The following is a 16,566-nucleotide window of genomic DNA, read 5'->3' as shown; positions in this document are numbered from 1 at the left end:
TCGTTGCGTCACGTCATCGGGCTCTATCACGCTGATGCGGTCGACGCGGTAGTCCATGCTCCTGCCCAGCACGTCGATCGAGAACCTGTCGCCGACCGCGACCTCGTCAAGATGGGTGAACATCACATCCCGCACCAACCCGCTGTGCGCCGTGATGACCGCATGCGTGGAGGGCCCGCCCACCGGCAGCGACGTGCCGTACAGATGGCCGGCGCCGCGCGCCAACGTCTGCTCGCCGGTGCCATGCCCTATCGGCAGATCCACATGGATGACGCCGATGCGGATCGACCCCATGACCCCTGCGGAGATATCCAGCAATCTGCTGTATCGCGAGCGTTCCCCGTCATCCCTCGTTCCGGCGGAATCCGATGGAACCGTCGACCATTCGCCCAGGACCGGCTGCCCGCGCGTCGCCAGTACGTCGTTGTATCGGCGGGCCGCATCCAGCATGCGCTCACGTTCCCGTGCGCTCCTGTACCGTGCAGCTTGCGCGACCTCCGCGGCGCGACGCTCATGGCCAGCCTGCCGCACCATGCGCGCCCCGAATACGCCGACGATCAGAAGCAGCGCCACCAGCAGATACGCCACACCTCTCAGCAACAGCCGCCGCCCACGCCGCTCCCTCCGGTCAATGACGGCACACACTCCCCCTTCGCAACGCCGTACCGTCGCGACATCCCTCATCGTTCGCATAACTCCTCCCGAACCGGCGACGCCCAACGCGTTCGGTTCCGTGACGCACCCCGAGGCGTCACGGAACCGAACGAGACCCATCAGACGGACAGCCGGCAAGCCGAATGATCGCGTACCGTCATCGACGGCGCGCCGTCTTGAGCAGTCGCGCCTTGACGACGTTGCCGACTCCCAACGCACCCAATCCCACGGCGAGCGCCACGATCGCCGTGATACCCGCACCACCGGTCAGCGGCAACTGGGCGATGGTCTTCACGTTCGCCACGCGATAGTCCGAGGTGCCCGGATCATGGGAGACCAGCCCGAGCACATCGTCCTGGGGATCGGTGTACTCGACCGACTGCAGCTTCTTCTGCCGGGAGGTGGCGCCGGATACGAATGTCGGCTTCACTTCGAAAGAGAAGGAAGGCAGAGCATAGTCCGGGTACCCCTCCGGAGCCTTGGTCTCCAGCACGGTCTGCACGCCGGAGTCCACACCCGTGACGGAGACCGTGCCCTTGGCATCACCGTCGGAGGCGGTCACGAAGCTCTCGTCCCTGCCGGAGACGGCGAACTCCGCACCGCCCAGCAGTTGGGACGGATCGGCCTTGTCGGTTTTGGTCAAGCCGAACCCGTAGGTGTAGGCGTAGATGTAGTTGTCTTCACTGCCGAACGCGCATGCCGCGTTGGCACACGCCTGCGCGGTATGCGTCAGATCGGTGGGCGTGCTGGAGTACGACAGGGACGAGGTGATCGGATTGCCTTCCACGCCCTGCGGCGTGGAGACAGCGGCAGCATCGGTGAGCCGCACCTTCGCATCCACGGTCAGGGAGCCTCCGTCAAGCACCTTGTTCGCCCCCTGTCCGTTGACGTACTTGCCGAAATCGATGGTGGCGATGCCGCCGGGCGTCACGTCGAAGTCCTTGCCGGCCTCGAGCCTCTGCACCGTCGCGCCGTCCACGGATGTGACGGTCGCCACCACTTCGCTGCCGTCGAATTCGATGCCGGAACCGTCCTCGCCGCCATCCTCGCCGAACGCCAGCGCCAGCGAGTAGATGCGCCCACCCAGCGGATACCCGGTGTACGAGGGAATCGTGGTGGAGACCTGTGTGTAGAAGTCATGCCCGATGGCGAAATCCGGCTGGTCGACGATGCGGAATGTGCCCTTCTCGGTCTTCTCCGCCAAGGCGAGGTCCACCGTGGGCACGTTCTGGTTCTTCAGATTCACCTTGCCGAGCGGATGCGCGGGGTCGAACGACGCTCCGGACGCGTCGGTGGAGACGAGAATCGGAATCGAGCCGATGGTCGCTCCGAAATCGATGCCCTGATCGTCTACGAGCAGCCAGATGCCTTCGTCCACCTCGAAGAACCGGTTCTGGTCGTTGTAGACGAGGACCTCGTCGGGCTCGATCTCCGTGTCGCCGGAGACGATGTCTTTGGCGAGGGCGTCGGCGAACGCCCTCAGCTTGGGATTGGAGTCCCATGGCTTCGCATTGTCCTGGGGGTCAGAGAATGCGGTGGCCACATACCGCAGCGGGTCGGAATCCACGACGCCCGCAGATTCATGCAACGCCGTCGAGGCCACGGAGGCGTATTTCTCGTTGGTGGTGACGTCGACACCTTTCAGTACGCCATCCTCCACCCGGGCGTTGGAGTACGTGCCGACGCGGTACGCCTTGAAACGGTGTTCGCCGGAGACACCAGTGGGCGTGCCACTGATTTCGATGGACGTGTCGGTGATGGCCGGATCTCCGGCGGCATCGGTGGAGGCGAATGCCGGAGCCGCCACGCCCGCCAGCGCCGACATGGACAACGCCGCTGCGCATCCCACTGCGGTTATTTTGCTCATGCCCTTCATGGGCACCTTCTTTCTATCTGCCTCAGGCAGCTGTGACAGGGCCGCCACGCCCGTCGACGGCAAGCCGCGGGGCGCGGGGCGGGATGGGTCCCATCCCGTTCGGCCATACAAGGCAGCGATGCTCGCCGCCTCCATCATTATTGATAATGATTCTCATTTTAACAATCTGTGGCGTGTCGCAGCTTGCTGGATGCGACTTGCGAGATTCAACACGCAGGATGTATCTCGCGGGATACACGGTTTGCTGGATATGCCGTTCCCGTACCCAGTGCCCTGCGTCGTAAATTCGTTTATCTCATTCCCAGTTCCCCTTGTCAGGAGAGCCTGCCCGCGAAGAAGGCCTGAGGGGCAGTCAATTCATCAACGAATTTGCGGCGCGAGATACAAGGTGTTTGTTTCATGCCGGGACTTCACTTCCGTGCTGTATTGCTTCAATGCTTGTTCGGCAGGTTGAGCGGTGTTTCCCGCAGTGTGACACCAACCTGCCAGAGCACATCCTCGTTGCAAGGGGTACATCGCGCGCGTTGCGAACACCCATCTGCGCTACGAGGGGTATCCAAACCTCGATATCCTGGGTACGCACGGCGGAATACCGGCCCTCACGGTCTGGAATCCCCGTGAACCCCCGGTCCAGGCACCCCTCGTAAGCCACATAGAAGTCCGCAGCACCCCGTATCAACCCCTCGTCACCGAGATAGCACAGGCAGGTCAGCGCCTGGCGGTGAAAAAGGCCGTGAGAAGCGCGGCGCACTCCCCCTCGCGCACACCGCCATACTCCCATCAGTTCCGTCCGAGTCCCACCGACCCATCCAAGCCAGACAGCGGAAGCCACACGAAGCAACAGCGCACCCCAGCGGCGGATTGTACGAAGCAATGGGCTGTTCTTCGTGCAAACCGCCGCCGACCTCATCCCAGTGACCGCATTATTAGAAATGCGATTGTCTCAACGCGTTGTGGTCCACTGATGGTTAATCCAATAGTTTCCTTTACTTAAGTGCAACTGTAAACAACTACTATTGCAGTGATTTGATCGTCTCGAGGAGCGACTGATAGCTGTTGACTTGTTCGTAGCGAACATCGCCGGCTAACTGGAATTCGTTGAACAGTTTTGATGCACAGGCGATTTTGCCTTTTTCGACTTCACGTAATTCAAGCGAACCCATAGTGCCTTTGGTTTCCGCTACGAAGAACAGGTGCTTGATTCCGTCGTCCTCGCGGAACGCGACCGCCCAGTCGGGGGCGTAGTTGCCGACCGGTGTGGGGATCTGGAATCCGCGCGGGAGCTTCGCGTAAACCGCCACTTCATCCGCAGCATCGAGATCCTTGGCGAAGCGTCGTTCCACGCTTTCTTTGGCTGTGCCGTCGGGGAAGACCCAGTCCTGCACGCATTTGCTGGCGCGGTATCCTTCGGCCTCGATGCGTGAGTTGCCTCCCGCGGTGAAGATGCTTGCATCGTATTCGCCTTCGATTCGGTCGTAACAGATGTGGTCCACGACCATGGCGGCCTTCTGCTCGATGATGAGCTTCGACACCTTGGCGATGAACTGTTCCGGATTGTCGGCGAACATGCTGAACTTGGCCGGAGCGATTCGCTTGAGAATCTCGGCTGCACAACGACGGGTGATGCTCGCCCCGCGGGAGATCTCGCCAAGCAGGTCGTAGGCCACACCGTTCGACGCATCCACGTTCATCTCATTGCCGCTGCTGGTCGACTCCCTCACGAAATGGTCGCCGGCAGCCAGTTCGTTGCGATTCGCCTTCTGTTTCTGCAGGCCGCGTGTAATCGAATACGACAGCTTGGAGACAACTAGCTCATTGTCGATGGCTTTGACGGCGTTGCCAACCAACTCATCATCGTCGAAGCTGACCGTGTACGCATACTTGTGGTTGATGCGCTTCCACAACGCCTGAAACTCCTTGCGGTTCCAATTGTCGTTGAGCGGATTGGCCAGCGCCTTCTTCTTGAGCGCGTTTCCGATAAGCATTGACGTCGTGCCTTCCAGCACGGTTTTCAGTGCGAAATCGATTGCGAGCGCTTTGTCCTGCAATGATTCGGGAAGATCCTTGATGGTCTCCTCGTCCAAACCGTGCTCACGGTATTCGTCGGTCAACTTGTCATCGTAATCAATGAGCCCATGCTTGATGAGCACAAAGTGGACGCGATTCGCCTCCTCTTCGGTGAACGTGACCGGCTCGCCGCCGACAGCCTCGCCTCCGAGCTTTTCGGCAGGCACCGTGATACGGGTGAGGAACGCGTTGTCGACCTTGAGAGGGCGTTCGCGCAGGTTGGCGTTGATGTCCTTCTGCAGGGCCTCGGTGAAGTCCGCATAGCTTTCCGAGGCGATCACCGTCAGCAGGTTGACCTCCTGCACCTGATCGGCGCCAAGTACATTCGCATCCTGGCGCACGCCGTCCTTGTTCACGCACAAACGCAAACCGCGGCCGACTTCCTGGCGTTTGCCGGTTTCAGAATCGGAATGCTTGAGCGTGCAGATCTGGAACACGTTCGGATTGTCCCAGCCTTCGCGCAACGCGGAGTGACTGAAGATGAACCGGGTCGGCTCGTCGAAACTCAGCAGGCGTTCCTTGTTTTTGAGGATCAGATCATAAGCGCTGATATCGTCGCTTTCCTGCTCCTTGCCTTTCGTCTTGGAGTCGATGCTATGCCCGTGCTTGTCGATGCTGAAATAGCCGTTGTGCGCGTCATGCGCCCGAGTATGGCGAAGGAATTCGCGATACTGGCCACGGTCCACATCCAGGTAGGTGTTCAGCCAGTCCTGCACGCACGAGTCGTACTCTTCCTCGAAGATGCGCGCGTATTCGCCGGACTGTTCCTCGCCGTTCTCACCGTATTGGCGGTACTTGGCCACCTCGTCGATGAAGAACAGGCTCAGGCATTTGATGCCGCGCGCGTAAAGCATGGCTTCCTTGTCCAAGTGGCTCTTGATGGTCTCCCGGATCTGGATGCGGCGCAGATCGGCTTCGGCGCCATCGTTGAGGATTTCGCCACGGCGCAGGATCGTGCCGTTGAGAAACCGCACGTATCCCAATCCACCGCTCAGCTGGTCGGGCACGATACCGTCCGGCGCGATGGACCAGCCACCCCGGTACGCCTCAAGCTCGCCGGACGCCGTGTACATGTCGTCGTCCACGTCGAAAAGCCCCATGGCTTTGACCACGTTGCCGGCGGCGGACATCTTCTTATGCTCGATGCGCGCCTGGGGAGCATGGTTCGGCTTGACGATGATGTCCTGCAGATACAGGTATCCGTCGGTGCCTCGCATGTTCTCCAGCTCGATGCCCTTGACCTCGATGCGCTTGACCAGACGCTGGTTGTAGGCGTCCAATGCATCCAGCGAATACACAAGGTCATGATGGACCTTGTGGGTAGCCGAATAGTTCAGCACGAACAGCGGCTTGAACAGGGAGACGCCTTTCTGCGTTGCCACACCTCCCATCTTCTGCGGTTCGTCCATGATGATGATCGGGCGCGTGGCCGCGATCACGTCGATCGGCCGGCGCGATCCGAAGTCGTCTCGTTCGGAAAAGATGATGCGCGAATCCTTGCTGCGGCCTCCTTCCTTCATGGAGGTATTGAACGTCTGCATGTTGATGACCATCACCGATACGTCCGGCGACTGGGCGAACGTATCCAAGTCATTCAGATTCGACGAGTTGTACACGAACCAGTTGATGTGCTTCCCATAGCCGGTGTCGTCGTTCACGCCGGAAGTGTAGAAATAGTCGTCCGTCAATGCCAGTGACTTGTCCACGCCCTCACGAATGGCGATGGACGGCACCACGATGATGAACTTCGACCACCCGTACCGACGGTTAAGCTCAAGGATCGTCTTCGTGTACACGAACGTCTTGCCGGTGCCGGTCTCCATTTCCACATCCAATTCGACCGCGCCGTTGCCTTGGAACAGCCGAGGCGAATCAGCCAGTCCTCCGCGGTGCTGGACCTTGTGGATGTTGGCCAGCAATTGCGCTGGGGACAGCATGAGATCGTTGTTGCGATAGCCAGTGTCGTCCAACTCTTCGGACCGCATGTCATCGAATGCGTTCTGCTTGGATTGGTTTTGCAGAATATCCAATTCGCCTTGCTCCGCTTCAGGCGTGAAGACGGGTTCCGGCTTCCCCCATACGCCGACATCACGGATATAACTCACATGCTCTCGGGAAGGCTGCCCCTCGAATACGTCGCATACGGCATTCGCGGCATCAGTCTGATATTGGTATCTGGAAAACTCGAATTTCATGCTTCACCTCATTTTCAGATGATGCGAATCTGCGTCGAACCCTGCCGGGCGTTCGCCGCCTGTTTGAAGATCTCGGTGAAGTTGGTGACCGTCTGGCTGTTCTTCAGACCTGCCTCAGCAACCACCGCATACGACGGTTTCGGGTCGAGCGCCGCCATGCCACGCAGCACCGATTCGGGAATCTCTGCGTCGAAGCACGCCACCAGTTGGCCGCCGTTCACGCTATACACCGTGTGACCGGCGAACGCAGGATCCTCCAGCACCTCGATCGAGGAATCATACGGCAACTGGAGCGACGGGAAGCATTCGAAGAGCTTGTCCAACGAATCACGATCAGCCTTGGATACGTCGACCAAATCATCCAACTCGCCCTGTGTTGTCTCCAGCGGGGAACGACGAGCATCCGCATAATTCGACGAATCCACGCGCAGCACACGGAAACCGATATCCGGCACCTGCTTCGGCTCCGCACCAAGCTCCAACTGCTGGTTCTCCTGCTCGATCTCGGCCTTGATCTTCTCGCCGGCGCGACGAATGCGCTCCTCACCGATCTCGCAGATCGTGTGATAGCCAGCTTTCGCCGCTTCAGAATTCTCGTCGCACACCTCAGGCAATTGCACCATAATGAACTTACGATTGCCACCGTCTCCAGCGTTTAGCTGCATAACGGCATGCGCGGTGGTCGCGGAACCAGAGAAGAAATCAAGGATGATGTCCTCTTCGGATGTTGCCTGCTCCAAACAATAGAGCAACAATCCGACCGATTTAGGGGTATCGAAAATATTCTTACCGAGAAGGGTTTTTGTTTGTAATGTTCCAGCTTCCGCAGAATACTCCGCTCCTATCCAAACGGACTTTGGCTTAATACGTTTTTGGCCGCTAGAGGATAAATAATCCTTTTGAAAGACATCATATTCATTACGCCCAGATACAAGCTGAACAGTAAGTTCATCCAAACGTTGCTGTGCAGTCTCTTTTCCCCATCGCCATCGACCATCACTTCCATCGGAGAGTTTAGGGAGAATTTCTATACTGTCATCAGAAAAAACTAGACTGAGTTTTTTCTGTATTTCAGAATAATAAAAAGGATAGAACATATTCGGACGATCTTCACGTCGTGAACCTGCTCCTCGTTTTCTAAGACCTTGTAAGCGATATTTTCCTTTATCGTCATTTAACTTGTATTCTTGGATGTACTCGGACGGAATAGGAACTCCTAGAGACTCAAAGGACTTTTTCTTATAAATAAGAAGCCCCTCATGTGCAGTAGCGATATATTTATCATCGCTTCTTCCTTTAAAATTATTGACAACCGCGACATCTGCAATACGATTATCACGACCGAAGATTTCGTCTGCAATTTTCTCAAGATTATCTTCTTCATTGGCATCTATGCTGATGAATATAATCCCATCCACAGTGAGCAAATCCCTTGCCAACAACAACCGTGAGTACATCATGGTGCACCAGTCGGAGTGGAATCGGCCGTTGGACTCAGGGTTGGCGACGAGACGTCCGCCGTCCTCATCGTATTCACCGCTGTCACCGGCGTAGTCATCGGCGTTCTTACGGAAATTGTCACGGTAGATGAAGTCATGCCCAGTGTTATACGGCGGATCGATGTAGATCATCTTGATCTTGCCGGCGTACGTCTCGCGCAGGATTTTCAGCGCGTCGAGGTTGTCGCCTTCGATATACAGGTTCTTGGTGTCATCCCAGTTCTTGCTGCGGTCCTTGACTGGGCGAAGTGTCTTGGCGATCGGCTGTCGCGCCTCTTCCTTGGCTGCGCGTTTGCCCGGCCAAGTGAACTGGTAGCGTTCGCGCATACCTTCGGCCACGTCGCCGAGCTGGTCGCGCAACGCATCGAAATCAACCGCACGCTTGACTTCCCCGGTTTGCGGGTCACGCACTTCCGTCGCCACGTTCGGGAACAGTTCGAGTATCTTCTCGATATTCTCCTGTGTGATATCAGGCGTCACCGGTTCGATGCGAGGCACTTCCATGCTGCTCTCCTTTACTCTGTTCTTTCTAACAATTCATTCAACGGGTCATGATCGTAACCGCCGTTTCCCGCCCATAATCATGAACCACGGTTATTTGACTCCGTGCGGCTTGCTGGTTTGCCTGTCGCTCCGACACTACAGTCAACCGGACAAGCACCCATACGATACGCCGAAGACCGCAGCATCGGCACCCATCATTGGATGCCGTAGCGTTGTAAGCGTCCGGTCGCCACCACGACGCTGCCGACCATTGGGCTTCGCCGATAATTCCCCATAGGTATCCGGACGATCATGGGCATGAGGCAAAGGCGCCGATGATGTCGTAACCTGCGTTGAGTTCATCGCACCAAACCTCCACAATTTGATTACCTATGCCGGTTTCATCAGGCGCAATGCACTTATAGCACACTAGAATTCTAACGCTGTGACTTACAGCGTAGACAAGGTACCGTCTATCTTTTCTCCTCGTTTCCACCACATCTCCTGTCTCTCATTATCCCCGATAGAATCCGCAGCGTTAGCGCACAGTCTCGTTAAGCTTGAGTCCACTGATTCGGTACTGATGAGTACGGGCTTTCCATTACTCCCCATGCTCCATAGGACAGCAGGTGTCGTTTCAGTGTCGTGGCCACGAAATTCGCACCAGTATTTTTCAGCATTTTGCAACGTTTGTGAGACCTTTCCCTGCAACAATTGACAGAAGCAAATATTGTATTCACCAAGATTTCTTGGTTTCAATCCACTGTCGATCGCTTGTCGAATCATTTTTCCCGCTTTACCTGGGTCTACCGGAATGAGACAGAACCCTTTTGCGTTCAGTGCTGCTAAATTGCCTGGATATTGCCTAAGGAAGAAATCAAATAATGTCGATGCTTGCTCGTAGTTATCTTTTTTCAGATATGCGAGAGCCGATTCGTATACTTGTGTATACAGGTGATCTTTTAATATAGACTCATCCGAGGAATAAACAGCTCTACGCGCGATAATTTCGATAAGTTCGGACTGCCTTATAGGAATCCTGGTGACTGCCCGCTCTGGAAAGTCCCCGATTTCGTTATCCACTATATATCGATACTCGCGATGTAAAGATGTGGTCAACCATGCGTTCGGGTCAGGTATCAGATATCGATCGCACAACCACTGGTACTGCTCAGATACTGCCGCATCTTCGGATGGCGTTAAACGCAGTTTGTCCCATTCGTCGTCAGATGGCGACTTAAGTTCAATTATGTCTTTCAAATTGGCGGATGCCATCCATTTTGTCAGCATCATGTAGCGATCTGAGAGCGTTCGGGTCGCATCATGACAGGATCCTTTGAGGAGAATCTGCCGCCACCGATCCATGAGTTGTTCCGGATATAGATCGTTCGGAGCAAGGCCCATTGCTCGAAACAGCAATGGTATTGTCACATGACTCGCGAACCCATATCGAAGCACATCTTCGGCGAGGCCATATTTTTCGAGAATGCGCAAAGCCCCAGTAATGATCTGACTTCTGAGAGGTGCGTCCCCTTGATTCGCATTCAAGGGTCGGCTTAGTGCTTCTCCAAGGGCTTGAAAACATGAGCGAATATCGAAAGAAGGGGTTGCCATTAAACCTCCAGCCCTGTTCGCTACATATGATGATATGCAGGATATTGACAATATAGTATATATTATGATAATATGGGAACTGTAGTTTGTCTAGTATCGGCATGATGTTTATTCGTGCTGACATTTCACATGCCTTGACAAGGAGAGCTATGACAATTTTCCAAGCGTCTGATCTCGCAACCAAAAGAACCGAGGTTCTACAAGCAGCTCGCGACGGAAAAGCTGTTATTCGAGATCCACAGGGGCAAGGTTTGGTGATGCTTCCTGAAAGGAAACTGCAGAACCTTGAAAAATACAGTCAGTGGTCAGTGCAGCTTGAACGACTTCGCCGTATAGTCAACTCCAGTAGGCGTCCTTCTGTTGCAGAACTGGGCGAACTTGCGTGGCTGAGAGTGTTCGACAATGAGGATTTGGAATCTTTCTGCGATGATCTTTCGGACCAGCTCATTGCATGCTCCGCTGATGGTGACTACTCGCAGCTCGATCAGATGATTAAAGAATGGAAAATAACCGCTGGTCAACTTGAAGATCCATTACGTAAACGCATCCTGTTGCGCAATGGAGTTGATCCCGCTGAACTGACCGACGCCGTGCCTCTCGCAGAACAGGACGTCACACAGTGATAGACAGCGCATACAATCCTTACGAGCCTACGAGAAGACCTGGCGGGCATCCGAATCAACGCCCCACTTACAGGATAGTGGTGCATCGCAGGTATTCCGACGCGTGGAATCAGCTTGTATCACGCGTCGGAATACAGCAGGCACAACAGTTTTGGGATCACGTTTCATCCACTCCCGGAGCGCCGGATCCTATCGCGTCCACATGCTTTCTGAGAGGGAAGGCGGGACGTCCAAAACAGCCAGGTTTCTCTCGAACCATCCATTACGAAGTCTCCAGTATGGCCAGAATTAACTACCAGTATTGTGATTCCTACAGAACTTCGCCGGAGATGGAACCCCATCCGACGGTTTTCATTCTCACCATTGATTATTCATCGCACTGAACCTCAAAGTTCAATAAGCATTGCCAATTTTGTTGGACGTCATACGGGAACTTTCTATGGTGCCGGTGAATCTGGCGGATCCCAGCCATTACTTGACTGTGCTTGTGGATCTACGAACCCGTCTCCAGTTCCTTGAGTTGGAGTCGTGTCAATCGCAGCCGGCTCCACAGGTCGTTGCGCTTGGCGATCTGGCGGGTTTTGGCGTGGGCTTTCTCAAGTCGGTCGATCTCGGCAAGAAGCGCTTTCCTCTTGCTGTCAACGGCGATGCGATGGTCAACCTGTTCGGGGTTTGCGTCGTTAAGGATGACCTGCGCGCAGATGGCGTCCCATGTATGGCCAAGGTCACGTTCGTCCAAATGAATCGACTCCTGCGTGAAGTTCACGTTCTCGGCCGTGTAAACGCACCCCTCCATAAGACCTTGGGAGACCTTGGCATTGCGGAACACCGCCAACGTGCATTCACCGGCGAACGTGCAGACGAACAGAATGCGCGTCTTATAACCCGTTCTCTCGCCGTAATAGCGAGCGATATGCTCCATGACCTGCACGGGCGGCGTCTCTGTTTTGGTTTCGATGCCGAGCACGAAAACCGTATTCACGGTTTCACTTGCAGGAATGCCGGTGGAACGTTCATTGATTTGCGCAAGCATCGTGAACGACACCACGTCTTGCGTGAACCTGCGGCGCAATGCCGCCGGCACATCCATGCCACGGTAGAAGCCTTCCTTGGATAGGCGGCCACGTCCTGCCGGCACTGCGGTGATGCTGGGCAGTCCCATGCTGAGGGCGGATATGGGACCGCAGTATTCGATGTCGCTCATTGCTTTGACTCCGATCGAGGGTTCCGCTTGGGCAGGATCACCAGGAAGCAGATGAGTTCGAAGTCGTCGATGCCTTGTACCGTCGGCGCGAGGAAGTCAGCCATGCCCGTGGTCAGGAAGCTATCGGCTGCTGACTGAGAGTCCGCTTTAATAATGCCAGAAACAGCTTCTTGCAGCAGACGCGAGGCACGGCTCATGTCCTTGCCGTTCTTCGTCATCCGGTTGTAGATGCGGCATGCGTGATCGTCCGGCTCATTCTTGCCTTTGCACAGCATACGCATGAGATCAAGGCACGCTTTCGGCTCCAGATGCCCGTGCAGAATCGTACCATCGCTGCCAACATGCACCAGATAATACGGGTGAAGACGGTTGCTGCCGCTCGTGTTGACGCCTTCGTTCACATTCTTCAGCACGAACATGATGCCGGGCTCGTCGCCTTCCACCACCGCATCGATGCCATCCGGCGTGTGCTCGATATCGGGATTCTGCTGGTGGTATGCGACCAAGTCCATGCGGAACTCGTTGAGACCGAGATCAGTGATGCTGATGCCACCTTCCACGTCTTCAAGGTCGGGAATCTCGTTCTGCATCTGTTTGAGCTGGCTCGCCCGGTAGGCGAGATCGCCTTTCTCGTTCTCGTTGATGTAGTCGTCGTCACCGGTGGACGTGAGCACAGTCAGACGCATGCGCGCTTCCACACGGTCCTTGAGCTTCAGATACTTGTCGAGATCCACGTCGGGCCAATAGTTGACCAGTTGGATACGCTCGTTTTTCGAGCCGATACGGTCCACACGGCCGAAACGTTGGACAATGCGCACCGGATTCCAGTGAATGTCGTAGTTGACCATTTCGTCGCAGTCCTGAAGATTCTGGCCTTCGGAAATGCAATCGGTAGCGATCACAATGTCGATGTTCTGATCATCAAGCCCCTTCGTGGTGGTTTCACGCTCCTTAGAAATCGGCGAGAAGCACGCGAGAATGTTACTCATGTCACCGCCGACCTTCTTCAACGTGCAACGGCCCGGTCGAGCACCGGTCACTTCTGCCGTCTCCATGCCAAGCGTCTTCGCGTACGCGCTCACATGCTCGTACAGGTAGTCGGCAGTATCCGCGAACGCAGTGAATACCAGCAGTTTGCGGTTGCCGGGGTTGATCGGATGCTCAACCTTCGCGCGGATTGTATGGTACAGCTGCTGGAGTTTGGCATCATGACCAGCGTCGATACCGCCGATCATCTTCAACAATTCGTTGATAACGGTAATGTCGGCTTGAATATAACGACGCCAGTCCTTCCAGTTCATGTCGGACAGAGCGAACTGTTTCTTACCTTGCGTGGTGAATTCCATCTGTTCGTCGTCGTCCTGATCAAAGTCAAAACCAGCATCGAAACTATCCGCGTCAATATCCTTGAACATACTCGTATCGCGATGCTGACGGCGGTATTCCTCATACCGGTCGAGCACTTCAACCGTGCCCTTCATATAGCCAAGCACACGCTCCAACGTCAGCCGGAACGAGTGCACACTGCTTTCAAACCGTTTCAACAGGTTCGTAGCCATGAGCTTGCGTACGCCGGTCTCACGACCGCTCGTGGTCAGGCTCTCCCCCTCGCCTTCAAAATACTTCGCCCTGCGTGATTCGAGTATGAACTCGGACGGCATGTACAAGGCCAGAAAGAGTTTGTCGAGTTCATCGTAGATTTGATCGTATGTGACAGCACCCGCTTGCGTGGACAGTTTCGGACGCACGCTGATCGGCTTCAATCGTTCCGGGAACCTGCCGATTGCTTTCATGTCGTAATAACGTTGGATATGCTTGCGACTGCGCGCCACCGTCACCTGATCCAACACCTTGAAGAAGTCGAAGTCCAAACGATCCATGAGATTCGCCGTGGTCCGCTCCTTCGGTTCGAGCTTCGACCATGCCGAATACGCTTTCTGCGCGTTCTTGAACACATTGTCGATATCCGTAGACAGGTCCAGCTTGGCGGTCCAATCGTCGTCGTTGCCCTCGTAGGCGAGACGCAGCTGGTTCTCCAGATCACGGAACCGGTTGTTCACCGGCGTCGCAGACAGCATGAGCACCTTGGTGCGCACGCCGGAGTGAATGACCTTGTCCAACAGTTTGACGTATCGGTTTTCCTTGCTGTCCGCCTTCACCGCCGAATCGTTGCCGTTGCGGAAGTTATGCGATTCGTCGATCACGACGAGATCATAGCCGCCCCAATTAATACGCTCGATCGGAATGTTCATGATCGTATCACCCTTGGAACGGCTCAGATCAGTGTGATACAGCACGTCATAGCGGAGACGATCCTCAGCGATCGGATTATTGGTCGCGTTCGACCGGTACGTCACCCAATTGTCCTTCAGCTTCTTCGGGCACAGTACAAGCACGTTGCGATTGCGCGACTCGAAATACTTGATCACGGCCAACGCGGTGAACGTCTTGCCCAGACCGACCGAATCAGCCAGAATGCAACCGTTATACGTTTCCAGCTTGTTGATGATCGACACGGCCGCATCCTTCTGGAAGTCATACAGCATATGCCAGATGCAGCTCTCCCGGAAACCGGTGCCTTCCTTGGGCAGCACGTCCTCGTCCACGTCCTCGAGGAACTCGCTGAAAATACGATACAGGGCCTTGTAATACACCAGTTCCGGAGGATTCTCACGATACATGCGTTCAATACCGTCGATCACCGCTTCGGTCACATCATGCACTTGGCTGCTGTTCCACGCCTGATCGAACATGGTCAACAACCCACTCGTCTGCGTCGCATCCTGCTTCATCACAAACGACGTGTATGCAGGAGACGACGCATGCTTGGTCACGCCGAGCTGCGTGGTCGAAAACTCATTGAACGGCATATATCCGGAAGCGTCTCCACCATCACGTTCCACGGCAAGGAACTGCGGGAAGCCGGTTTCCTCATCGAATGACATGAATCGGGCACCTTTGCGTCGTATCCAATCCACGCATTCCAACGCGACTGCCTTCTGCGTCAACTCGTTGCGCAAACGGATTTCCAGATTCGTGCCGTACAGGCTCTGCTCTCGCCCCAGACGGGGAATATAGAACTCGCGCCGTTCTTTCGGTGTGCGATCCTTCGTGAACGCCTTCGACGTGAACAGGAACCGGAACGAATCCAACGATTCCAACTGGTCACGCAGCTCACGGTACGCATACATCGAAAACAGCGAGGCCGACACCGACATGCGATCGCCGGAGCGTATTGTGCGTACCAGATCATCCTTCACCAGTGAGGTGCGGTTGTCGATTATGCCATAAGCGTTCATGCGCTGTGATCCTTCATCTTCCTTGTGATCGTCTTCGCGATCACCCTCGTAATCGTCCTCATGGGTTTCACTGCGGTGCTGATCGGCTATGCCCGGCGTTTGCTCAGGCATAGCATTCTGCGATGCCGATGCTTCCGGTTCAGAATCCGTACGTGGAGCAGAAGCCGCCGGAACGGTCTCCCGCTCAATCACAATGAAATGATATTTCGACCATCCTCGTGACATAACGACGCTGGCCCGCAGCGGCGTCCCATCATCCGCAGCGAGCTGATAGAAGCAAGATTCCCCGGGTTTCAGCTCGGAACCGGCATGGTCCAATATCTCACGTTCGACGGATGTCAGATCCCCCTCATAATCAGCCCTGCCATCCGAGTAGGCGCGCACGTTCAGCTCGCCGTCCTTGACCAGCGTCACCGTTCCGGAATTCTGCAGGAAATCAGCCATACGCCGCGCTACGACCGGCCGCGAGGCGCGCATCATCTTGGACCGGGATGGTCTTCCCTGCTCGAACACTCGATTGACTGCAGCCGCATTGACGGACTTGCCACGCATCGCGTCACGCACATACGATTCAGGCAACAAAGAAAACGATGCAAAACGATTGCATGAATCCTCTTCCAGACGCTTGCTCTCAGCGGGACTAGCAATAGTCTCGAACGGTCGTGCCAAATCATCATCCGTTTGCTGCAGATAGTGGCCAAGCTCATGCATCAGAGTGAAATTACGGCGGGCCGTATACTCGCCGTCTGTGAACTGAACCTGTATTCGGCTTCGTTCACCCTCTTCCAAAGCAAGGCTGAACAGGCCAAGCAGACCGGCTTCGATGTTATCGTCCACAGTGACGTAATCATCCACATCGCTGCCGTTCAGCGAAGCGACATACTCAATCAGCACCTCACCTTTCCAACGATCCACGACCTCACCGGGATCGGCTTTGGGCGCTGGAGGAAACTCGGAGTGCCGGGACGAGGCCAGGGCGAGCATGGCTCGCGCCTGGTTCTCCACCTTGCGATGATGCTGCAGGAACTCTGACATTGTTACACCGCCGCGGC

Annotated in this window: 8 protein-coding genes; 1 reads left to right on the top strand and 7 read right to left on the bottom strand. The window is 55.6% G+C overall.

The window, feature by feature from the left end:
* From BW14_RS04430 to BW14_RS04410, 5 genes are all read right to left on the bottom strand, one after another.
* The coding region (locus tag BW14_RS04430) for a class C sortase (RefSeq protein ID WP_181162285.1) at positions 1 to 600 on the bottom strand (600 nt) is incomplete at its 3' end.
* Positions 601 to 811: 211 nt separating this feature from the next.
* Positions 812 to 2,521: a SpaA isopeptide-forming pilin-related protein gene (locus BW14_RS04425; protein ID WP_140463830.1), complete on the bottom strand. Its 1,710-nt coding sequence runs from the start codon at positions 2,519 to 2,521 to the stop codon at positions 812 to 814.
* A 1,022-nt stretch (positions 2,522 to 3,543) separates the two neighbouring features.
* Positions 3,544 to 6,792, bottom strand: a complete 3,249-nt coding sequence (locus tag BW14_RS04420; RefSeq protein ID WP_140463828.1) for a DEAD/DEAH box helicase family protein — start codon at positions 6,790 to 6,792, stop codon at positions 3,544 to 3,546.
* A 14-nt stretch (positions 6,793 to 6,806) separates the two neighbouring features.
* On the bottom strand, positions 6,807 to 8,795 hold the full coding sequence (locus BW14_RS04415; RefSeq protein WP_140463826.1) for a site-specific DNA-methyltransferase: 1,989 nt from the start codon (positions 8,793 to 8,795) through the stop codon (positions 6,807 to 6,809).
* 429 nt (positions 8,796 to 9,224) lie between these two features.
* Positions 9,225 to 10,388 carry a M48 family metallopeptidase gene (locus BW14_RS04410; protein ID WP_140489300.1) on the bottom strand — a complete coding sequence of 388 codons (1,164 nt, stop codon included), beginning with the start codon at positions 10,386 to 10,388 and terminating at the stop codon, positions 9,225 to 9,227.
* A gap of 149 nt (positions 10,389 to 10,537) precedes the next feature.
* On the opposite strand from BW14_RS04410, the gene BW14_RS04405 reads away from it, so the two are divergent.
* Positions 10,538 to 11,011, top strand: a complete 474-nt coding sequence (locus tag BW14_RS04405; protein WP_140463324.1) for a hypothetical protein — start codon at positions 10,538 to 10,540, stop codon at positions 11,009 to 11,011.
* Between the two features lie 493 nt (positions 11,012 to 11,504).
* Here the strand turns inward: BW14_RS04405 and BW14_RS04400 are convergent, their stop codons facing one another.
* Both BW14_RS04400 and BW14_RS04395 read right to left on the bottom strand, forming a co-directional pair.
* On the bottom strand, positions 11,505 to 12,215 hold the full coding sequence (locus BW14_RS04400) for a DUF4391 domain-containing protein (RefSeq protein WP_140463322.1): 711 nt from the start codon (positions 12,213 to 12,215) through the stop codon (positions 11,505 to 11,507).
* Positions 12,212 to 16,549: a helicase-related protein gene (locus tag BW14_RS04395; protein ID WP_140489299.1), complete on the bottom strand. Its 4,338-nt coding sequence runs from the start codon at positions 16,547 to 16,549 to the stop codon at positions 12,212 to 12,214. The genes BW14_RS04400 and BW14_RS04395 overlap by 4 nt, the downstream gene beginning before the upstream one ends.
* Positions 16,550 to 16,566: the final 17 nt, after the last annotated feature.

Origin of the sequence: Bifidobacterium sp. UTBIF-68, assembly GCF_006408855.1 — a bacterium.
In the GTDB taxonomy this organism is placed as follows: domain Bacteria; phylum Actinomycetota; class Actinomycetes; order Actinomycetales; family Bifidobacteriaceae; genus Bifidobacterium; species Bifidobacterium reuteri.
The sequence above is the reverse complement of the archived record's forward strand: the minus strand, read 5'-3'. Positions and strand labels throughout refer to the sequence as shown.